The sequence below is a fragment of the Rhodococcus yananensis genome (assembly GCF_020515525.1).
In the GTDB taxonomy this organism is placed as follows: domain Bacteria; phylum Actinomycetota; class Actinomycetes; order Mycobacteriales; family Mycobacteriaceae; genus Rhodococcus; species Rhodococcus yananensis.
The window spans coordinates 1-23,521 of sequence record NZ_JAIYEP010000028.1 but is presented as its reverse complement, the minus strand read 5'-3'; the positions used below and the strand labels follow the sequence as shown (position 1 = coordinate 23,521).

General features: G+C 73.0%; 3 protein-coding genes. 1 reads left to right on the top strand and 2 read right to left on the bottom strand.

The window, feature by feature from the left end:
- Window positions 1–26: 26 nt before the first annotated feature.
- The gene (locus LDQ05_RS09185) at window positions 27–22,148 is read right to left on the bottom strand and encodes a non-ribosomal peptide synthase/polyketide synthase (RefSeq protein WP_226436614.1); all 22,122 of its coding nucleotides are present in this window, start codon (window positions 22,146–22,148) and stop codon (window positions 27–29) included.
- A gap of 470 nt (window positions 22,149–22,618) precedes the next feature.
- Here LDQ05_RS09185 and LDQ05_RS09180 point away from each other — a divergent pair, with 470 nt between their 5' ends.
- Window positions 22,619–23,212: a hypothetical protein gene (locus tag LDQ05_RS09180; RefSeq protein ID WP_226436613.1), complete on the top strand. Its 594-nt coding sequence runs from the start codon at window positions 22,619–22,621 to the stop codon at window positions 23,210–23,212.
- A 26-nt stretch (window positions 23,213–23,238) separates the two neighbouring features.
- Here LDQ05_RS09180 and LDQ05_RS09175 read toward each other — a convergent pair.
- A partial coding sequence (locus LDQ05_RS09175) for a hypothetical protein (protein ID WP_226436612.1) occupies window positions 23,239–23,521 on the bottom strand: 283 nt, incomplete at its 5' end.

Below are 23,521 nucleotides of genomic sequence, written 5' to 3'. Positions count from 1 at the left end.
CCCCGGTGGCACCGGCCGCGGCGGTATCAATGTGACGTCGATCCGATCCCGCGCGTGTGCTGCCGCAGCACCGCGTCGCTGTCGCGCAACCGCGCCGTGAGCACCGCGGTGATCGTCGCGACCGCGCCGGGCGACACCATCTCGTGGTGTTCGCACGGGATGCGGTACTGGTGGATGGTGCCGTCGACGGCGTCGTGCCACGCCGCGACCGCCGGCACCGACACCGTGGAACGCGTCGCGGTGAAGAACAACACGTCCCCGTGGAAGGTGGCCGGGGTGTGCAGGCGCGCGGCGCGGGCCGCTGCCGCGGACCCCGCGTGCAGCCGTTCGAGGTGCTGGGCGGTCAACCCGGTGCCGTCACCGAGGGTCTCCTCGAGCAGTGCCAGCGCGTCCTCGTAGCTGGGGTCGGGTCCACCGTTGGTGCCCACCCCCAGGTCGCGGAGCATGTCCTTGACCGCGGGCGTGGTGGTGCCCGGCACCGTCAGGTGCGTGTCGAGCAGCGCCAGGGTGTCCACCGTGGCACCGTCGCGTTGCAGTTCCACTGCGACGGCATGCGCGACGATGCCCCCGAGGGACCAGCCCAGCAGATGGTAGGGGCCCCGGGGCCGGACGCGGCGGATCTCGTCGGCGTAACGGCGGGCCAGCGCCCCGATGCTCGCGGCGGTGTCGCCGCCGGAGAGGGTGGGCAATTGCAGCCCGTACACCGGACGGTCCCCGAGATGCTGGGCGAGACCGGTGTACGCCCAGGCCAGGCCCGCGGCCGGATGCACGCAGAACACCGCCGGTGCGGGCGAGGTGGTCTCGCGCAGCGGCACCAGCACCCGCAGGGCGTCGTCGACACCGGCCCGGTGCCCCGCGGCCAGGTGCGCGGCGAGGTCCGCGACCGTCGGGTGGGTGAACAACTCCGGCAGCGTCACCCGGCGGCCGAGGCGCCGCGCGAGGTCGGGGACGAGGCGGGTGGCGAGCAGTGAGGTGCCGCCGAGGTCGAAGAAGTTGTCGTCGGCGCCGAGTCCGGGCACCCCGAGGTGGGCGGTGAACACGTCGGCGACGAGGCGTTCGAGGTCGCCGTCGGGGGTGCGTCCGGTGCCGGCGCGGGCCGTCAGGTCCGGGGTGGGCAGGGCACCGCGGTCGAGTTTCCCGGCGGGGGTCAGCGGGATCTGGTCGAGGACCGTCACGGCGGTGGGCACCATGTGTGCGGGCAGGGTGTCGCCGACGTGTCGGCGCAGCGTCGCCGGGTCCACGGTCGCGCCGGTGGTGGGGTGTACGTAGGACACCAGCACGGTTTCCCCGGACGGTGCGGTGTGCCCGAGGGTGTGGGCGAATCCGACCGTCGGGTGCGCGGTGAGCACCGCATCGATCTCGCCGAGCTCGACACGGAACCCGCGGATCTTGACCTGGAAATCGGAGCGACCCACGTACTCGAGCTGCACCCCACGATCCGGGTCCCCGATCCACCGCACCACGTCCCCGGTGCGGTACATGCGGGTTCCGGGCGGGCCGTACGGGTCGGGCACGAACCGTCCGGCGGTCAGATCGGGGCGGCGATGGTAGCCGCGGGCGAGGCCACCGCCGGCGACGTACAGTTCCCCCGCGACGCCCGTGGGGACGGGCCGCAGCCGGGTGTCGAGGACCACGGCGGTGAATCCGCGGGAGGGACGGCCGATGGTCACCGCGGTGTCGACGGTCAGCGGGTCGGTCAGCGACGTCATGATGGTCGCCTCGGTGGGCCCGTATGCGTCGATCATGCGGTGGTCGTCGGCCCAGCGTGCGACCAGTTCCGGGGGGCATGCCTCCCCCGCCACGAGCAGCACCCGCAGTTCGGGCACCCGGTCGGGGTCGAGGGAGGCGAGTGCGGTCGGGGTGATGAACGCGTGGGTGACGGCGCGGGTGTGCAGGACGTCGGCGAGGTCGTCGCCGCCGTAGATGCCGGGCGGCACGATCACCAGGGTCGCGGCGGCGGACACCGCCATCATCTGCTCGAAGATCGAGGCGTCGAAGCTCGGGGACGCCAGGTGCGAGACGCGGTCACCGGGCTGCACCTGCAGACGGTCGCGTTCTTCGGCGGCGAGGTCGGCGAGGCCACGGTGGGTGACGGTCACGCCCTTGGGGCGGCCGGTGGACCCGGAGGTGTAGATCAGGTAGGCGGGATGATCGGGGTGCAGTTGCTGCGGGCGGTCGGCGTCGGTGATCGCGGAGGTGTCGGCGGCGGCGAGTTCGGCGGCGGTGTCGTCGCTGTCGACGACGAGCCAGGCGACGGTGTCCGGCAGGGCGGCGCGGTGCGCGGTGACGGTCACCCCGATGCGGGCGCCGGAGTCGCGGAGCATGTGGTCGATGCGGTCGGGTGGGTAGGTGGGGTCGACGGGTACGAACGCGGCGCCGCTGCGGGTCACCGCCCACACCGCGGTGACGGAGTCGAGGGAGCGGGGCAATGCGAGCGCGACGACGCTGTCGGGTCCGGCGCCGCGTGCGAGCAGGAGCCGTGCCAGTGCCGTGGCGTCGGTGTCGAGATCGCGGTAGGTGCGGGTGCGGTCGGTGTCGAGGACCGCGACGGCGTCCGGGTCGACGGCCACGGCGTCGTCGAGCAGGGCGGGCCAGGTGCGGGCTCCGGCACTGTGGGGGCCGGTGGCCGGTACGAGTGTGTGGTGTTCGTCGGGGGTGAGCAGGTCGAGGTCGCCGACGCGGTGGTGTGGGTCGGCGGTGACGGCGGTGAGCAGCCGTACCAGTCGGTCGGCGAGCCCGGTGACGGTACCGGGGTCGAACAGGTCCGTCGCGTACACGAAGGCGGCGGCGAGTCCGGTGGTGGGGTCGGTGGGGTTCCCGGGTGCGACGAGCAGTTCGAGGTCGAAGTTGCACACCGTCGGGTCGAGTGCCACGCCGTGCACGCTCAGGTGCGGCAGTTCCAGTGCGGTGTGGTCCCCGCCGGTCGCGGTGGTGCCGATCGGGGCGTCCTGGAATTCGAGGGATACCTGGAACAACGGGGACTGTGCCGTGGAGCGGGCCGGGTCCACGGCTTCGACGACCCGGTCGAACGGGATGTCGCTGTGGTCGAGGGCGTCGAGGTCGCGGCGGGTGACGTCGTCGAGCAGATCGGCGAACGCTGCGGCGGCGTCGATGGGGGTGCGCAGCACGATCGTGTTGACGAACATGCCGACGAGCGGTTCGAGGGTGCGGTGTCCGCGCCCGGCGACGGGGGTGCCCACGGCGATGTCGTCGCTGCCGGACAGGCGTGCCAGCAGCACCGCCAGCGCGGTGTGCAGCACCATGAATTCGGTGGTGTCGTGCGCGGCGGCCAGGGCTCGGATCCGGGTGTGCAGTCCGGTGTCGACGGTGAATCGGACGATGTCGCCGCGGAAGGACTGTTGGGCGGGGCGGGGCCGGTCGGTGGGCAACGTCAGCACGTCCGGCAGGCCGGTGAGTGTCTCGCGCCAGAACTGCAGTTGGGTGGCGGCCGGGGACGTGTCGTCGGTGGGGTCGCCGAGCCGGTCGAGTTGCCACAGGGTGTAGTCGGCGTACTGCACGGGCAGCGGCGGGTGGACCGGGGTGTCCCCGCGGGTGCGGGCCCGGTAGGCGGTCATCAGGTCGGTGGCCAGTGGTGGCAGGGATGCGCCGTCGGCGGCGATGTGGTGTACGACGAGGACGGCGAGGTGTTCGTCGCGGCCGAGCGCGAACACCCGGGCCCGCATCGGTACGTCGATGGTCACGTCGAATCCGGCGGTGACGAAGTCGGTGACGGCGGCGGTGATCGTGTCGTCGGTGGCGGGCACCACGTCGAGGGTCAGGGGCACGTCGGCGGGGTCGAGGATGCGTTGCCGTGGGCCCTGCGCGTCGGCGGGGTACACGGTGCGGAGCGCCTCGTGGCGGGCGAGGACGTCGTGCAGGGCCGCGGACAGGGCCGCCGGGGACAGGTGCCCGCTCAGCCGGATCGCCAACGGAATGTTGTAGGCGGCCGATGCGGTGTCGAACTGGTTGAGGAACCACAGTCGGGCCTGCGCCGGGGAGAGTGGGATGCGGTCGGGGCGCAGCGTGGCGACCGGCCCGCCGGGGGCGGGCACCGTGCCGGTGTGGGTGAGGTGCGCGGCCAGTTCGATCGCGGTGGGGTGTTCGAACACGGCGCGCACCGGCACGTCGCGGTCGAGGTGTTCGCTCAGCCGCGCGGCGGCGCGGGTCGCGGCGAGCGAGTTGCCGCCGCGGTCGAAGAATCCGTCGTCGGCGGAGATCGTGTCGAGGCCGAGGACGTCGGCGAGGGTGTCGGCGACGACGGTTTCCAGGCCCGGGGCGGGTGCCCGGTGGGGGTGGTCGCTGCCGGTCAGGTCGATCTCGGGAAGGGCGCGGCGGTCGAGTTTCCCGACGGGGGTCAGCGGGATCTGCTCGAGCGCGACGATCGTCGACGGCACCATGTGCGACGGCAGGTGCTGTGTCGCATGGTCTTTCAATGCTTCCGGGTCGATGGTCGCGTCGGGTGCGGGATGGCAGTAGGCGACGAGAACGCTGTCGCCGGACGGTGCGGTGCGGGCCACGGTCACCGCGAACCCGACCGTCGGGTGCGCGGTGAGCACCGCATCGATCTCGCCGAGCTCGACACGGAACCCGCGGATCTTGACCTGGAAATCGGAGCGACCCACGTACTCGAGCTGCACCCCACGATCCGGGTCCCCGATCCACCGCACCACGTCCCCGGTGCGGTACATGCGGGTTCCGGGCGGGCCGTACGGGTCGGGCACGAACCGTCCGGCGGTCAGATCGGGGCGGCGATGGTAGCCGCGGGCCAGACCGACTCCCGCAACGTACAGGTCCCCGGCCACCCCGATCGGGACGGGCCGCAGCCGGGTGTCGAGGACCACGGCGCGGGCACCGCGCAGTGGTGGACCGAGGATCGGGTCGTCACCGGGGTGCAGTGGGGTGCTGATCGCCACCATGATCGTGGTTTCCGTCGGCCCGTACGCGTTGACGAGCCGCCGGTCGGGTGCCCACGTGTCGAGCAGTTCCGCGGGCCACGCCTCACCACCGACCGCGAGGTCGGTCAGTGCCGGCACGTCCGTGGGGTCCAGGGATGCCAGCGCCGCGGGGGTGATGAATCCGTGGGTGACGGCGGTGTCGGCGAGGAACCGGCCCAACTCCCGCCCCCCGTACAGATCCGGGGGCACCACCACCAGGGTCGCGCCGGACCCGAACGCCAGCAGGTACTCGAAGATCGAGGCGTCGAAGCTCGGGGACGAGACGTGCATGACCCGCGCGCCGGGGCCGGCACCGAACCGGTCGCGTTGGTCGAGCGCGAAGTTGTGCAGGCTGCGGTGGGTGGTGAGCACTCCCTTGGGGCGGCCGGTGGACCCGGACGTGTAGATCAGGTACGCCGCCTGATCGAGGTGCGGCGCCGCGGTGGTGGTCGCGGTGGCGGTCGCGGTGGCGGTGTGCGCGTCGGGGTGCACGTCGGGGTGCACGTCGGGGTGCACGTCGAGCCACCGCACCGTGTCGGGCAGCTGCGCGCGGTGCGCGGGCACCGTCACCCCGAGGGTGGCCCCGCAGTCGTCGAGCATGAACGCCACCCGGTCGGCCGGATACCGCGGATCCACCGGCACGAACGCCGCGCCGGTGCGGGTGATCGCGCACATCGCGGTGACCGATTCGAGGGACCGTGCGATGCCGAGCGCCACGAACGTTTCCGGTCGGGCCCCTGCCGCGCGCAGGGCCGCGGCGAGGGTGCCGGCGGCGGAGTCGAGTTGCCGGTAGGTCAGGGACCGGTGTCCGTCGGTGACGGCGATGGTGTGCGGGTGCGCGGCGACGGTCGCGGCCAGCAGTTCCGGCAGGGTCAGGGTGGAGCCGCCGTCGGGTCCGCGGACCGGGAGCAGCGCGCGGCGTTCGGGGTCGGAGAGCACGTCGATGTGGGTCGGGGGCACGGCCGGGTCGCCGGTGAGCGCGGTCAGGGCCCGCACGATCCGGTCGGCGATCGTCGCGACCTGGTCGCGGTCGAACACCTCGGGCAGGTATTTCATGCGGAGGTGTGCGGTGGTGTCGGTGTGCGCGACGATGCTCAGCGGGTAGTGCGCGGCGTCGTGTCCGGTCACGCCGGTGACGCGGATGCCGCCGAGGTCGGTGTCGGCGTACCCGGTGGTGTCCATCGGGTACGACTCGAACACGGTGAGGGTGTCGAAGCGGGCGGCGGCGCCGAGTCGGGCGTCGAGGGTGGTCAGGTTCACGTGGTGGTGGTCGAGCAGCGCGGCCTGTTCGGCCTGCACCCGGTCGAGGAGGGAGCCGACGGTGTCGTCGTCGCGGATGGTGATGCGTACCGGCACGGTGTTGATGAACAGCCCGATCATCGTCTCGATACCGTCGATCTGTGGTGGCCGACCGGACACGGTGGCGCCGAACACCACGTCGCGGCGGCCGGTGAGTGCGCCGAGCACGAGCGCCCACGCGGTCTGTATCAGTGTGTTGACGGTCACCGAGCGGTCCGCGGCGACCCGGTCGAGTCGGGTCGACAGCGCGGCGGTCAGGTGCACGTCCAGATCCCGGGAGGTTCCGGAGAGGGTGGTGTCGTGGTGTGGGGCCAGCAGGGTGGGTTGGTCGAGGCCGGTCAGGGCCCGCCGGTATGCGTCGACCGAGGCGTCGGCGTCGCGGTCGGCGAGCCACGCCAGGAACGTCCCGAAGCTGTGGGGGCGGTCCAGCGCGGTGGTGTCGTTGCCGGTGGCGTACAGGGTGAGCAGTTCGCGCAGCAGCACCGGTGTGGACCAGCCGTCGAGCAGCAGGTGGTGGTTGGTGAGCGCCACCCGGTGGCGGGTGCCGCCGGTGTGTACGACGGTCACCCGCAGCAGCGGTGGCCGGGTGGTGTCGAAGGGGGTGCGCCGGTCGGTGTCGAGGAGGTGCGCGGCGGCCTCGTCGGGGTCGGGGTCGTCGGTGGTGTCGGCGACGGTGAACGGGACGTCCACATGGCTGGGCACGATCTGCACGGGGCCGTCGGTGGTGTCGGTGGTGAACGCGGCCCGCAGGTTGGGGTGGCGGGTGAGCAGGTGCGCGGTGGCGCGGCGCAGCCGGTCGGTGTCGAGGTCCCCGTCGATGTCGAGGACCAGTTGCACCACGTAGGCGTCGGGGGCGTCGCCGGCGAGCAGCGCGTGGAACAGTAGGCCGGTTTGCAGGGGCGCGGCGGGCCAGATCGTGTCGAGGGGCCCGTAGCGGTGTTCGTGGGCGTCGATGGTGTCCTGGTGCAGCCGCACCAACGGCAGGTCCGAGGGGGTCAGGCCGCCGGCGTGGGGGGTGCGGGCGTGCCGTGCGACGGCGGTCGCGGCGGCGGTGAACCGGTCGGTGAGGTCGGTGAGGTCGGTGTGGTCGAGCAGTCCGGCCGGGTAGGACCAGTGCAGCCGCAGCACCGGACCGGTGTCGGTGTCGACGGTGACGGCGTTGATGTCGATGACGGCGGCGGCGGGCATGTCGGGGTTCTGGGTGCCGCCGCGGTCGAAGCCGTCGACCGGCATCCACGGCGCGGCGGTGCCGGCGGTGCCGGCGGTGGGGCGGCCGAGGTAGTTGAAGCTGATCTGCGGGGTGGGTAGCGCCGCGAGGTGCGCGGCGGTGTCCGCGCGCAGGTAGCGCAGCAACCCGTATCCGGTGCCGTGATCGGGTACCGCGGCGAGGTGTTCCTTGACGGTCTTGACGGCGCGGCCGGTGGCGGGGCCGGCCGCGAACGCGGCGTCGATGTCGACGCCGGTCAGGTCGAGCAGCAGCGGGTGGATGGTGGTGAACCAGCCGACGGTGCCGGACAGGTCGGCGCCGGTCGCGGCGGTACTGTCGCGGCCGTGGCCCTCGACGGTCAGCAGTAGTCGGGTGGTGTCGGTGCCGCGGTCGCGGCGCCACGCGGTGACCGCCAACGCCAGGGCGGTCAGCAGCCCGTGGTCGACGGAGCCGTGGAAGCGGTCCGGGACGGTGGTCAGCAGGGTGTCGGTGACGGTGGTGGGCAGGTCGGTGGCGATGGTGACGACGGTGGCGGTGGTATCGCGGGCCGGGTCGGCGGGCCGGTGTCCGAGCGGGGGGTCGGTGACGTCGAGGGTGCGGGTCCAGAAGTCGAGTTCGCGGTGCCGGTCGTCGGTGGCGGCGGCGTCGTGCAGGGCGTGCGCCCAGCGGCGCACGGAGGTGCCGGTGAACGCCGGGAGCAGTGTCGCGGGTGGATCGGCGGGTGCGGCGGTGCGGGCCGCCCACGCCGCGGCGAGGTCGGGCACCAGGATCCGCCAGGACACGCCGTCGACGGCCAGGTGGTGGATCACCAGCAGCAGCCGGCCGGCGCCGCTGGCGGCGTCGAACCACACCGCCTGCAGCACGGTGCCGGTGGCGGGGTCGAGGCGGTCGGCGGCGGCGTCGAGTTCGGTGGCGGCCAACGCGAAGAAGTCGTCGCTGTCGGCGGCGCTGGTCACCGGCACGCGATGGATCGCGGTGGCGGCGTCGACGGCGCCGGGTGCGTCGACGGTCAGGCGGGTGCCGTGCGCGGCGGTGGGGTCGTGGTGCAGGCGGGCGCGGAGCATGTCGTGCCGGTCGAGTACGGCCTGCAGCACCGCGGTCAGGTCCGCGGCGGGCAGCGCCGCGGGCAGCCGCAGCAGCACCGCCTGCGCGTAACGGTGGTGGCTGCCGCCGCGGGTGAGCATCCACTGCACGATCGGGGGCAGCGGGATGTCGCCGAGGCCGCCGCCGGGCAGTTCGTCGAGGACGGTGGGGGCCTCGGCGGTGGTGGTGACGGTGGCCAGGGCGGCGGGGGTCTTGTGTTCGAACACGTCGCGGGGGGTCAGGGTCAACCCGAGGTCCTTGGCGCGGGAAACGAGCTGGATGGACATGATCGAGTCGCCGCCGAGCGCGAAGAAGGAGTCGTCGACGCCGACGGTGTCGAGGCCGAGGACCTGCGCGAACAGGGTCACCAGGCGGGTTTCGGTGTCGCCGGCCGGGGCGCGGGTGGTGCGGCTGCGGGCCGCGAAGTCCGGTGCGGGCAGGGCCCGCCGGTCGAGTTTGCCGTGGGCGGTCACCGGCAGGGTGTCGAGCACGGTCACGGCGGCGGGCACCATGTAGGCGGCGAGGTCGGTGGCGGCGTCGGCGAGGACGGTGTCGACGTCGAGGTCGGTGCCGGGTTCGGGCACCACGTACCCGACGAGCCGGTCGGTGTCGGTGCGGTCGTCGTGGTGGACGACGACGACGGCGCGGGACACCCCGATGCTGCGGGTCAGGGCCGCCTCGATCTCGCCGAGTTCGACGCGGAAGCCGCGCAGCTGCACCTGGAAGTCGGTGCGGCCGAGGTATTCGATGTCGCCGTGGCGGGTGCGGCGCGCCCGGTCCCCGGTGCGGTAGAGGCGGTGCCCGGTGCCGCCGAACGGGTCGGCGACGAAGCGGGCGGCGGTCAGGTCGGGTCGCCGGTGGTAGCCGTCGGTGAGTTGCCCACCGGAGACGTACAGTTCGCCGGTCACGCCGGGGGGCACGGGATGCAGCCGGTCGTCGAGGATGTGCAGGTGCAGCGCGGGGAGGGAGGTGCCGATGAGGCTGGCGGTGGCGGTGGCCGCCGAGTCGCGGGTCAGTGGCAGCGCGGTGACGTGCACGGTGGTTTCGGTGATGCCGTACATGTTCACCAGGGTGGGGGCGGTGTCGTCGTGCCGCCGGTACCAGCGGTCGAGCAACTGCAGGTCGAGGGCTTCCCCACCGAAGATGATCCACCGCAGGTCGAGGGGGTGGGTGACGCCGGCGGCGGTGTCGGCGTCGACGAGTTGGGTGAAGGCGGTGGGTGTCTGGTTGAGCACGGTGACGTGTTCGTCGCGGAGCAACGTCAGGAACCGGTCGGGGGTGCGGGCGGTGTGGTAGTCGACGACGACGAGGCGACCGCCGTGCGCGAGCGCCCCCCACAATTCCCACACGGAGAAGTCGAAGGCGTACGAGTGGAACAGTGTCCACACGTCGGTGTGATCGAAACCGAACAGGCCGCGGGTGTCGCGCAGGAGGGTCACGACGGTGCGGTGCGGCACCGTCACGCCCTTGGGTCGGCCGGTGGACCCGGACGTGTAGATGACGTACGCGGTGGATCCGGGGTGCGGTGTGGCGTGGCGTTCGGTGTCGTCGATCGGGTCGGTGGGCAGGGCCGCGAGGCGGGCGGTGACCTGCGGGTCGTCGAGCAGGATCGGGTCGGGGGCGGCGTCGGGCAGGGTCGCCGCGTCCGCGGTGGTGGTGAGCACGGTCACGGGGTCGGCGTCGGTGAACATGAAGGCGAGACGGTCCGGGGGGTACGACACGTCCACGGGCAGGTACCCGGCTCCGCTGTGCAGGACCGCGAGCAACGCCACGACCACGTCGGTGGTGCGGGGCAACGCGACCGCGACGAGGGTGCCGGGGGCGGCGCCACGGTCGATGAGCAACCGGGCCAGCCGGTGCACCCGCGCGGACAGGTCCGCGTAGGTGACGGTGGTGTCCGCGTCGGTCACCGCGACGGCCGCGGGGTCGTGTGCGGCGCCGCGCGCGTAGAGGTCGAGCAGGGTGTCCCCGGTGCCGGTGGGTGCGGGGGGTGCGGGGGGTGCGGGGTGTTCGCCCGGCAGCAGCAGGTCGAGGTCGCCGACGGGGCGGTGCGGGTCGCCGGTGGCGGCGTCGAGGAGACGCAGGAACCGGTCGGCGGTGGCGGTGGCGGTGGCGGCGTCGAACAGGTCGGTGGCGTAGGTCAGGGCGGCGTCGAGGTGCCCGGCGGGGTGCTCGGCGATGTTCAGTTGCAGGTCGAACTTCGCGACGTGGGTGTCGGCGTCGAGGGCGGTGACGGTCAGGTCGGGGAGCTGCAGGTGGGCGCGTTCGGTGTTGCCGTATTCGAGCATCACCTGGAACAGCGGGGCGTGCGCGGTGGAGCGGGCCGGGGCGAGTTCGTCGACGAGTTGTTCGAACGGCAGGTCGGTGTGGGTGAACGCGGCGAGGTCGGTGTCGCGGACACCGCGGAGCAGGTCCGCGAAGCCGCTGCCGGTGTCGACGGCGGTGCGCAGCACCACGGTGCCGACGAACATGCCGACGAGGTCGTCGAGGTGCCGGTGGCCGCGCCCGGCGACGGGGGTGCCCACGGCGATGTCGCGGCTCGACGACAGGCGCGCCAGCAGCACCGCCAGCGCGGTGTGCACGACCATGAACACGGTGGCGTCGTGCGCGGCGGCGAGGGTCCGCAGCCGGGTGTGCAGGGCCGGATCGACGGTGAACCGGACGGTGTCGCCGCGGAAGGACTGCCGGGTGGGGCGGGGCCGGTCGGTGGGCAGGTCGAGGAGGTCGGGGAGGTCGGCGAGCCGGTCCCGCCAGTAGCCGAGTTGGCGCCCACCGACGGAGGTGGGGTCGTCGAGGTCGCCGAGCAGGTGCCGGTGCCACAGCGCGTAGTCGGCGTACTGCACGGGCAGCGGCGTCCGGTCGGGGGCGGTGCCGGCGGCGCGGGCGGTGTACGCGGTGACCAGGTCGCGGGCCAGCGGTGCCATGGACGCGCCGTCGGCGGCGATGTGGTGCACGACGACCACGAGGATGTGGTCGGTGGTGGTGCGGCGCAGCAGCCGGATGCGCACGGGAACGGCGGTGGCGACGTCGAAGCCGGTGCCGATCAGGTCGGTGATGCGGGTGGTGGCGTCGATGTCGGTGACGTCGTCGACGGGCACGGTGGCGACGACCCGGTCGGCGGTGGTGACCAGTTGGCGGGGCCCGTGGTCGTCGCCGGGATACCAGGTGCGGAGGGCTTCGTGCCGGTCGAGGACGTCGTGGACGGCGGCGTCGAGGGCGTCGGTGTCGAGGGGGCCGGTCAGCTGCAGGGCGAGGGGGATGTTGTAGGCGGCGGAGGTGGTGTCGAACTGGTTGACGAACCACATGCGTTGCTGGGCGGGGGCGAGGGGGACGCGGTCGGGGCGGGGCCCGGCGGTCAGCGGGATGCCGTCGTGGCCGCCGTGGTCGTCGAGGATGCGGTCGGCGAGCGCGGCGACGGTGGGGGCTTCGAACAGGGCGCGGACCCCGGCGTCGGTGCCGAGCGTCTCGTTGATGCGGGCGACGGCGCGGGTGGCGATCAGGGAGTTGCCGCCGAGGTCGAAGAAGTTGTCGTCGGCGGAGATCCGCTCGTGGCCGAGGACGTCGGCGATGATGTCGGCGAGGGCGACTTCGAGATCGGTGCCGGGTGCCCGGTAGTCGCCGCCGGTGGTGGACAGGTCGGGCACCGGCAGGGCACGGCGGTCGAGTTTGCCGACGGGGGTCAGGGGGATCTCGTCGAGGACGACGACGGCGGCGGGCACCATGTGCGCGGGCAGGTGGGATGCGGCGTGGGTGCGCAACGCGGCGGGGGTGACGGTGCGTCCGGTGGCGGGCAGCACATACGACACCAGGACGGTGTCGCCGGACGGGGCGGTGTGCCCGAGGGTGTGCGCGAAGACGATGTCGTCGTGGCCGGTCAGGGCCGCGTCGATCTCGCCGGGTTCGATGCGGAATCCGCGGACCTTGACCTGGAAGTCGGAGCGGCCGAGGTATTCGACGGTGCCGTCGCCGCGCCACCGCACGATGTCGCCGGTGCGGTACATGCGTTCGCCGGTGGTGCCGTAGGGGTCGGCGACGAACCGGGCGGCGGACAGGTCGGGGCGCCGATGGTAGCCGCGGGCCACGCCGGGACCGGCGATGTACAGTTCCCCGGCGACCCCGACGGGGACGGGGTGCAGTCGGTCGTCGAGGACCACCTGGTGGAAGCCGACGGCGGGTCCACCGACGGTGACGGTGTGCCCGGGGTGCAGGGCGGGGCTGACGCTGGTTTCGATGGTGGCTTCGGAGGGGCCGTAGCCGTTGAACATGCGGCGGCCGGGTGCCCACCGCGCCACGAGTTCCGGGGGGCACGCCTCCCCCGCGACGACGAGGACCTTCAGGGTGTCGAGGCCGGTGGGGTCGAGGGAGGCCAGCGCGGTGGGGGTGATGAACGCGTGGGTGACCCGTTGGTCGCGGAGGTAGCGGGCCAGTTCGTCGCCGCCGTAGATGTCCGGCGGCACGATCACCAGGGTCGCGCCGGCGCAGAACGCCTTGGTGTATTCGAAGATCGACGCGTCGAAGCTCGGGGACGCCAGGTGGGAGATGCGGGCGTGGTGGGTGATGTCGAAGTGGTCGCGGACCTCGGCGTTGAGGTTGGTCAGGCCGCGGTGGGTGACGACCACCCCCTTGGGGCGGCCGGTGGAGCCGGAGGTGTAGATCAGGTAGGCGGGATGGTCGAAGCGCAGCGCGGTGGTGCGGTCGGCGTCGGTGATCGCGGTGGTCTCGGTGGCGGCGAGCCGCGCGTGGGTCTGCGGGTCGTCGAGGACGAGCCACGGCACGGTCGCGGGCAGTGACGGCCGGTGGGCCGCGGTGGTCACGCCGAGCGCCGCGGAGCAGTCGGTGAGCATGTAGTCGACGCGGTCGGGTGGGTAGGTGGGGTCGACGGGCACGAACGCCGCGCCGGTCTTGGTGACCGCCCACACCGCGGTGACCGAGTCGAGGGATCGGGGGATGCCCAGGGCCACCACGGTTTCCGGTCCGATGCCGTGCCCGATGAGGAGGCGGGCGAGGCGGGTGGAGCGGTCGTCGAGGTCCCGGTAGGTCAGGTCGTGGCCGCGGTAGGTCAACGCGACCGAGTCGGGCAGGATCGCGGCGACGGAGGTGAGCATCTCCGGCCACTGCCGGGGCGCGACCGGGGGGAGCCCGCGGGCGGGGGCGAGCGCGGCGAGTTCCCGCCCGGTGACGATGCCGATGTCGCCGACGACGACGGTGTCGTCGGTGGTGATCGCGTCGAGGATGCGGCGCAGCCGGTCGGCGAACGAGGCGACGGTGTCGGCGTCGAACAGGTCGGTGGCGTAGGTGAACGACGCGGTGATCCCGGCGGGGCCGTGCTCGTCGACGGTTTCGGCGACGGTCAGTTGCAGGTCGAACAGGGACAGGGTGGGGGCGCGGTCGACGACGGTGACGGTCAGGTCGGGCAGGGTCACCGTGGGGCGTTCGATGTCCTGGAATTCGAACAGCACCTGGAACAGCGGGGTGTACGCGGTGGAGCGGGGTGGGTCGAGGACCTCGACGAGACGTTCGAACGGGATGTCGGCGTGGTCGAACGCGGCGAGGTCGGTGTCGCGGACACCGCGGAGCAGGTCGGCGAACGGGGCGGTGTCGTCGATGTCGGTGCGCAGCACCACGGTGCCGACGAACATGCCGACGAGGTCGTCGAGGTGCCGGTGGCCGCGCCCGGCGACGGGGGTGCCCACGGCGATGTCGCGGCTCGACGACAGGCGCGCCAGCAGCACCGCCAGCGCGGTGTGCAGCACCATGAACAGGGACGTGTCGTGGCGGCGCGCCAGCTCGGTCAACGCCCGGTGGGTGGCGGCGTCGACGGTGAACGGGACGTGCGCGCCGCGGCGGGACTGCTGCACCGGGCGGGGCCGGTCCAGGGGCAGTTCGAGCAGATCCGGCATGCCGGCGAGCCGGTCGGTCCAGTACGCCAGTTGCCGCGCGGCGGTGGACTGCGGGTCGGTTTCGGGGCCGAGCACCCGGTGTTGCCACAGGGTGTAGTCGGCGTACTGCACGGGCAGCGGCGCCCAGTCGGGGTGGTGCCCGCCGCGGCGGGCGGTGTACGCGGTGAGCACGTCCCGCGCGAGCGGGCCGAGGGAGAAGCCGTCGGCGGAGATGTGGTGCACGACCAGCACCAGCACGTGGTCGTCGTCGGTGGGGCGCAGCAACCGTACCCGCACGGGGATCTCGGTGGCGACGTCGAACCCGGTGGCGATGATCCGGTCGACGGTGTCGGTGACGGTGTCGGCGGGCACGACGTCGACGGTGAGGTCGCCGGTGGTGGACGCGGAGGCCGGCAGCACGACCTGCACGGGTCCGCCGTCGGTGAGCGGGTAGCGGGTGCGCAGGCTCTCGTGGCGGGCGACGACGTCGCCGAGGGCGGCGCGCAGCGCCGGGAGATCCAGGTGCCCGCGCAGCCGCAACGCCACCGCGATGTTGTAGGCCGGGGAGGTGGTGTCGAACTGGTTGACGAACCACATGCGTTGCTGGGCCGGGGACAGCGGTACCGGGTCGGGGCGGGGCCCGGCGACCGGGTCGGGGCGGTGGCCGGTGCCGGCGCCGCGGTGGACGTGGTCGGTGAGGTCCGCGACGGTGGGATGGTCGAACACGTCGCGGATGCCGAGGTCGGTGCCGAGCGTCGCGGACAGGCGCGCCGCCAGCCGCATCGCCAGCAGCGAGGTGCCGCCCAGGTCGAGGAAGTTGTCGTGCACCCCGACGCGCGGCACCTCGAGCAGTTCGGCGAAGGTGTCGGCGACGGTGTGTTCGACGGGAGTGCGGGGCGGCAGGTATCCGGTGGCGGTCGCGGTCGGGTCCGGTGCGGGCAGCGCCGCGCGGTCCAGTTTGCCGTTCGCGCCGACGGGTAGGGCGTCGAGGACGATCAACGAGGTGGGCACCATGTAGTCGGGGAGGCGGCTGCGCAGGTGCGCGGTGAGCGCGGCGACGTCGACGGTGCGGTCGCCGTCGGGGACCAGGTAGGCGGTGAGCACGCTGTCGGCGTGGTGGTGCACGAGCACGGCGGCCTGCGCGACGTCGCGGTGGCCGCGCAGGACGTGTTCGATCTCGCCGAGTTCGATGCGTAGTCCGCGGATCTTGACCTGGAAGTCGGTGCGGCCGATGTAGTCGAGGGCGCCGTCGGGGCGGCGCACCCCGAGGTCACCGGTGCGGTAGAGGCGGGATCCGGGGGGCCCGAACGGGTCGGCGACGAACCGGTCGGCGGTCAGGGCGGGCCGGTCGTGGTAGCCGCGGGCCAGTTGCACCCCGGCCAGGTACAGTTCGCCGACGGCGCCGGGGGGCAGCGGGTGCAGTCGCCGGTCGAGGACGTGCACGCGGGTGTTCCACACGGCGGTGCCGATCGGGACGGTGCCGGTGTCGGTGTCGGAGGTGGGCCACGCGGTGACGTCGACGGCGGCCTCGGTGGGGCCGTACAGGTTGTGCAGGGCGGCGCCGGGGAGTGCGGCGCGGGTCGCGGCCGCGGTCTCGGGGGGCAGGGCCTCCCCCGACGCGAACAGCAGTCGCAGGCAGGTGGCGTGCCCGCCTCCGGCGGCGGCGGTGAACACCGCGAGCATCGACGGTACGAAATGCGCGACGGTGACGGTCTCGGTGTCGATGGTGCGCAGCAGGTAGGCGGGGTCGCGGTGCCCGTCGGGTGCGGCGAGCACGAGCCGGGCTCCGGTCTGCAACGGCCAGAACAATTCCCACACCGACACGTCGAAGGTGAGGGGGGTTTTCTGCAGCACCGTGTCGGTGTGGGTGAGCCGGTAGGTGTCCTGCATCCAGTGGAGCCGGTTGACGATCGCCCGGTGGGTGACGGCCACGCCCTTGGGGCGGCCGGTGGAGCCGGAGGTGTAGATCACGTAGGCGACGGTGTCGCCGTGGACGGGTACGTCCAGTGGGGTGTCCGGTTCGGTGGTGGTGTCGAGGTCGTCGATGCGCAGCAGGGGGATGTCGCGGCCGTCGACGGCGTCGGTGAGGGCGTCGGCGTCGCCGGTGGTGGTCAGCAGCAGTACGGGGCGGGCCGACTCGAGGACGTAGCGGGTGCGGTCGGTGGGGTGGTCGGGGTCGAGGGGCAGGTACGCGGCGCCGGTCTTGACGATCGCGTACAGGCCCACCATCATGTCGAGGCTGCGGCGGGCGGCCAGCGCGACGATGCGCTCGGGTCCGGCGCCGCGGCGGGCCAGCGCATGCGCGAGCCGGGTCGCGGCCGCGTCGAAGCTCGCGTAGTCGACGGTGCGGTCCCCGCAGGTCACCGCCGGGGCGTGCGGGGTCGCGGTGACCTGCGCGGTGAACATCTGCGCGAGGGTGGTTGCGGGGACGTCGACGGTGGCACCGTCGAAGGTGCGCAGTCGGGCGCGTTCGGTGTCGGTGAGCAGGTCGAGGTCTCCGACGGGGATGCGGGGATCGTCGGTGGCGGCGGTGAGCACCCGCACGAACCGGTCGACGAACGCGGCGGCGGTTCCGGCGTCGAACAGGTCCGTCGCGTAGGACAGGGCACCGTGCAACGCGACGGTGCCGCCGTCGTCGCCGGGGACCGTCGTCAACTGCAGGTGCAGATCGAATTTGGTGGTGCCCGTGTCGATTTCGTCGATGTCGACGGTGAGGTCGGGTAGTTGCAGGTGGGCGTGTTCGTTGTTCTGGAACGCGAGCATCACCTGGAACAGCGGGGAATGCGCCGCCGAGCGGGTCGGCGCGAGGGTGTCGACGAGCGTGTCGAACGGCACGTCGGCGTGCGCGAACGCGGCGACGTCGGTGTCGCGCACGGCCTGCAGATGGTCTCCGAATCCGATGCCGGCGGGGACGGCGGTGCGTAACGCGACGGTGCCGACGAACATGCCGACCAGGTCGTCGAGGGCGGTTTCGCCGCGTCCCGACACGGGGGTGCCCACGACGATGTCGTCGGTGCCGGACAGTCGGGCGAGGAGCACCGTCAGGGCCGCGTGCACGACCATGAAGTCGGTGGCGCCGCGGCGGCGCGCGAGCGCACGCACCCGCCGGTAGAGGTCGGCGGGGATGTCGATGTCGACGGTCCCACCGCGGAAGGACTGTTGTGCGGGCCGGGGCCGGTCGGTGGGCAGCGGCAGCAGTTCCGGGGCACCGGCGAGCCGGTCCCGCCAGTACGCGAGTTGGGTGCCGGCGCGGGACCGTGGATCGTCGACGGAGCCGAGCAGTTCGTCGAACCACAGGGTGTAGTCGGCGTACTGCACCGGCAGCGGCACCCAGTCGGGGTGGTGCCCGTCGCGGCGCGCCAGATACGCGGTCATCAGATCGCGGGCGAGCGGCGCCAGCGAGGCGCCGTCCGCGGCGATGTGGTGCACGACGACCGCCAGGACGTGGTGGTCGTCGGTCAGGCGCAGCAACCGGATCCGCACCGGCGGGTCGACGGCGACGTCGAAGCCCGCGTGCACGCACGCGTCGACGGCCGCGGGCAGCTGCTCGGGGGTGACGGGCCGCGGCGTCAGATCGACGGGGGTGGTCGGCAGGATCTGCTGGACGGGACCGTCGGGGCCGGCCGGGTAGCGGGTGCGCAGCGACTCGTGCCGGTCGAGGACGTCGGTGACGGCGGCGGCCAGCGCGGGCACGTCGAGGGTTCCGCGCAGGCCGATCGCGACGGGAATGTTGTAGGCCGCGGAGGTGGTGTCGAGTTGGTTGACGAACCACAGTCGGCGTGCGGCCGCGGCGACCGGCACGTGCTCGGGGCGGGGGCGGGCGGAAAGCGCGGGGCGCGCGGAGATCCCGGCGTCGGCCAACCGGCGGGCCAGGGCCCGCACCGTGGGGGCCTCGAACAGGGCACGCACCCCCAGGTCGGTGCCGAGGGTGTCGTTGAGGCGCGCCAGGACGCGGGTGGCGATCAGCGAGTTGCCGCCGAGATCGAAGAAACCGTCGTCGAGACCGATCCCGTCGAGACCGAGCTGGTCGGCGAACACCGCCGCGACGGCCCGTTCGGTGTCGGTGCCGGGGGCGGGGCCGCCGGCGGCACCGAACCGGGGGTCGGGCAGGGCCCGACGGTCCAGTTTCCCGACGGGGGTCAGCGGGATCCGGTCGAGCACGACGATCGCGGCGGGCACCATGTGCGCGGGCAACCGGGTCCGCAGGTGCGCGGTGAGCTGCTCGGGGTCGGCGACGCGTCCGGTGCCGGGCAGCACGTAGGACACCAGCAGGGTGTCGCCGGACGGGGCGGTGCGGCCCACCGTGACGGCGAAGACGACGTCGTCGTGCCCGGTCAGGGCCGCGTCGATCTCCCCGAGTTCGATGCGGAAACCCCGGACCTTGACCTGGAAGTCGGAGCGGCCCAGGTGTTCGACGGTGTCGGTGGTGTCGTCGCCGGTGCGGGGCCGGTGCCAGCGCACCACGTCGCCGGTGCGGTACATCCGGGATCCGGGTGGGCCGTACGGGTCGGCGACGAACCGGGTCGCGGTCAGCGCCGGCCGGTCGTGGTAGCCGCGGGTCACCCCGGGCCCGGCGATGTACAGCTCGCCCGCGACCGCGCGGGGCACCGGGTGCAGCCGGGTGTCGAGCAGGACCTCCCGGACCCCGCAGACCGGGGCACCGACGGTGACGGTGTCCCCCGCGATCAGCGGGGCGGTGATGTTGACGACGATGGTGGTTTCGGTGGGCCCGTACGCGTTGAACATGCGTCGGCCCGGCGCCCACCGCGCCACGAGCTCCGGGGGGCAGGTGTCCCCGGCGACGGTGACGACACCGCAGTCGACGGCGGCGGGGTCGACGGACGCCAGCGCGGCGGGGGTGGAGAACGCGTGGGTGACGTGCTGGTCGCGCAGCACCCGGGCGAGTTCCTCGCCGCCGTAGACGTGCGGGGGCACCACCACGAGGGTCGCGCCGATCCCGAACGCGGTCATGTACTCGAAGATCGAGGCGTCGAAGCTCGGGGACGAGAAGTGCGAGACCCGCGCATCGGGGGTCGGGGTCAGGCGGGCGTGCAGGCTCGCGGACAGGTTCGCCAGGCCACGGTGCGGCACGACGACACCCTTGGGGCGGCCGGTGGACCCGGACGTGTAGATCAGGTAGGCGGGATGATCGAACTGCAGGTCGGTGGGACGGTCACGGTCGGTGAGCGGGGCCGGTGACACCGCGGCGAGGCGGTCGCGGACCGGATCGTCGTCGAGCACCGACCACGGCACGGTGTCGGGGAGCGCGGCGCGGTGCGCACCGGTGGTCACCCCGAGCACCGCACCGGAGTCGGTGAGCATGTAGTCGATGCGGTCGGCCGGGTAACCGGGGTCGACCGGCACGAACGCGGCACCGGACTTGGCGACGGCCCACACCGCGGCGACCGATTCGAGGGAGCGGGCGATGCCGATGGCCACGAAGGTTTCCGGGCGGGCACCGTCGGCGACGAGGATCCGGGCGAGCCGATTGGACCACTCGTCGAGTTCGGCGTACGTCATCGCACGGTCACCGCACACCACGGCGGTCGACTCGGGCACGATCGCGGCGACCGCGGTGAGCAGTTCCGGCCAGGTCTGCGCGGACATCGGGGGCAGCCCGCGGGCCGGCAGCAGCCCGGTGGGTTCGTGCGCGGCGGTCAACGGCAGGTCCCCCACCGGCCGGGTCGGGTCGGCGACGGCCGCGGCCAGGATCCGGGCGAGCCGCCCGGTGAAATCGGTGGTGGTCGCGGTGGTGGTGTCGCCGCGCGGGGCGACGCGCAGCAACACCCGATCGTCGTGGACCCGCACGTGCACGTGCAGGTCGGTGCCGTCGGTGGTGTGTCCCTCTCCCCCGTCACCGTCACTGTCACCGTCACCGTCTCCGGTGGTGACGGTGACGGCGACGGGAATCGGGGGTGTGCCCGCGGCCGCCAGTTCGGTGTCGGTGACGTCGGCGTGCGCGGCGGCGTCCCGGCCGGTGTCCGCGGCGCGCGCCACGACCGTGGTGAACGGTTCGGCGGGGTCGAGTCGCAGCCGCAGCGGCAGCAGCGGCCCATCGTGGTGGAGCCGGTGACCGACGAGGGTGTCGGTGGTGCCGGTGAGCCGGGTCAGCACCACCGCGAGCGCGGCGTGCAGTACCGCGAACGGTACCGGCGCGGCGACCGGGTCGGGGGCAGAGCCGTCCGTGCCGGAGTCGTCCGTGCCCGCACCGTGCCGGTGCGCGCCCGCGGCGGGATCGGGCAGCAACGCGCGCAGCGCCGCCGCGGACACAGAGGGATCCACCTCGGCGACGGTGTGGGTGTCGTCCCCGTCGGCGGCGGGGGGCAACGCGAGCAGGTCGGGAAGGTCCGCCGATCGGGCCCGCCAGAACGCGAGGTCGGTGGCGGTGCGTCGGCGTTGCCGACCCACCCGGGCGGTGACCGGGTCGATGTCGGCGACGGCGGTGGCGGGCGCGGCGCCGAGGAACGCGTCGAGCAGGGTCGTGAAATCCCTGTGGTGGCCGCGCAGTTCGTCCTCGTCGTAGCGGTGCGGGTTGCCGCGGAAATCCAGGTGGGTGCGTGCCGGGGTGCCGCTGAGATAGATGTTGACCAGCAGGTCCTCGACGGGGCCGGAGGTCATGATGTGGAAGTCACCGCGGATGTCGCCGAGGGAGATCTGCTGGTGGAACAGCATCACGTTGACCATCGGGCCGGCGTAGCGGTGCGGATCCCCCGCCGCCCCGCTCTCGCGGCGGACGTCCTCGAGGCTGCACCGCTGGTGTCGCAGCGCCCCGGTCAGCTCGAGCTGCACCCGCGCCACCAGCTCGCTGCGGGTGTCGTCCGGCTGCAGCCGGATGTGCAGCGGCACGGTGTTGACGAGCATGCCACCGGAGCGGCGGACCAACGCGGTGGTCCGCGCCGACACCGGCAGATTGATCACCACATCGTCCCGCCCGGTCATCCGCGCCAGATAGCAGGCGAACGCGGCGATCACCGTGGCGGTCGACGAGACGCCCGGGGCGTCGTCGGTCGCGGTCAGCGCCGCGACCATCGGTGCGGGCAGCACCGTGCCGGTGAGCAGCGAATGCGCGGCGACCGGACCCCGGCGCCGCGCCAGGCTCGAGCCGTCCTCGAGTCCGGCGACCCGGTCGAGCCACCAGTCCCGGTCGGTGCGGTACCGCGCCGACTCCCGGTAGTCGCGGTCCCACTCGTAGAGGGTGCGCAGATCCGCGGCGCGGGACGCGGACGGGGTCGTACCGGTGAGCCCGGCGCTGTACAACTCGGCGATCCGGTTGACCATCGTCATCGCCGCGTACCCGTCGAGCGCGACGTGGTGGATGCGGCTGTACCACAGGTGCCGGTCGTCGGCGACCCGCAGGATGGTCATGTTCACCAGCGGATCGACGGCCAGATCCATCGGTTGCGCGTAGTCGGCGTCCATCCAGGTGTGCGCCGCGGCCATCGGGTCGTCGGCGTCGCGGAAGTCGAGCAGCGGGATGCTCGTCGCGGCGATCGTCGGGTCGACGAACTGGTAGGGCTCCCCGTCGACCTCGACGACCCGCAGGAACGCGGACCGGAACTCGTGGCCGGCGGTGTACCCGGCGCGGCGCAGCAGATCGATGTCGAGCGCGCCGCGCAGATCCACGTACTGCGCGATGCAGATCGGCACGTCCGGTGCCATTTGTTGCGCGAACCAGATGGAGCGTTGCGCCGACGACAGGGGATGCGCGTCGTCGGGCAATGGGAACCGGTGATCTCGCAACGACATTTCCCCTCCGAATTTCTCCTCCGAGAAGCGAGGACGGCCGGATCTGCGTTTCGAGGCGCCGCGCGGCGGCGCCGGCCGCACCCGACGTCGCGACCGGCGCCCCACGGTCGTGCCCGACCCGTCGGGTCGGCGGCAACCCCCAAGCTAGACCAGATTCCCGGCACGGGTGCGGTTTCCGGCGACCCGACGGCACCACCACCGCACGTCGCCTCCGGGCGCGGTGCGTGGCCCGCCCGGACACCGCACCGTGAACACCGAAAACACCCCTGTGGGTCACTTTCCGATCGCGGTTCGGTGACGATCGGGTGCGGTCGCGGGTGAATGTCGGTTTCGTGACGACAAATACCGAAATCACCCGGAGATGCGTCACCGGTGCCTATTGTCGAATCTCGAATCACAGGGTTCACAGCCGGTGATTCGGCTCGTTCGCCTGACGCACCGACCCGCACCCGTCCGTAAAGGAGCACCCGATGCCGCGTCGCCGGACCCTACGACTGCTGACCGCGCTCGGCGCCGCCGCGGTCGTCGCGGTCGCCCCCGCGTACGCCTCCGCCGAGCCCGCACCACCGGGGGTTCCCCTCGACGTGCTGCGCGCCGAGGCCGCCGCGCAGTCCCCCGACATGCTCGCCGCGGTCGAACGGCTCGTCGCCGACTCCGGGTCGGCGAATCCGTTCGAACCGCCGCCGCGCAACGTCGTCCAACCGTTCAGCACGCCCGCACCGACTCTGGGGCCCGGCTGCGGCGGCGGCATCGTCCCCTACGCGATGACCAACGCGTGGGTGCATCCGGGGCCGCACGCCGCCGCGCTGCCCGGCCAGATCGGGGTGTACGTCGAACCGACCGTCGCCGCACCGATCGCCTCGTCCGATCTGACGTTCGTGTGGATGAACATGGAGGCGTACCGCGGCGGCATCGAAACTCTCGACCAGTCCGCCGTCGGTCCGCTGTCGACGACCGTCTCCACCGGCGGTGGTGCGATCATGGGGGCCCTGTTCGGATCGATCCGGTACACCAACGGTGCGTTCTGCCAGGTCGTGTACACGATGGGCGGGTTCTTCGCCTGAACCGGTGGGTCCGATCGGGCCGGTGCTCACCGCAACCGTTCGGCGTCGCGCGCCAGTTCCAGCAGTGTCCCGCACAGGCGGCGCAACTCGTCGGTGTCGGCGTCTTCGTCGACCGCCGTCGCGACGTCCTCGGCGGCGCACCGCACCAGGTAGGCGCGGTCGGTGACGGCGGTCGCCTCCGCGGCGGTGAGCACCACACCGTCGGGGTCGGTCCGCCCACCGGACGCGGCCGTCCGCTGCTCGTAGGCGCGTTGCCGGCACGAGCGGCGGCAGTACCGCCGTCGTCGCCCGGTCCCGGATTCCGGGACC

Coding starts and splice junctions, on each gene's coding strand:
- LDQ05_RS09180 (WP_226436613.1), top strand. CDS start 22,619: ATGCCGCGTCGCCGGACCCTACGACTGCTGACCGCGCTCGGCGCCGCC.
- LDQ05_RS09185 (WP_226436614.1), bottom strand. CDS start 22,148: ATGTCGTTGCGAGATCACCGGTTCCCATTGCCCGACGACGCGCATCCC.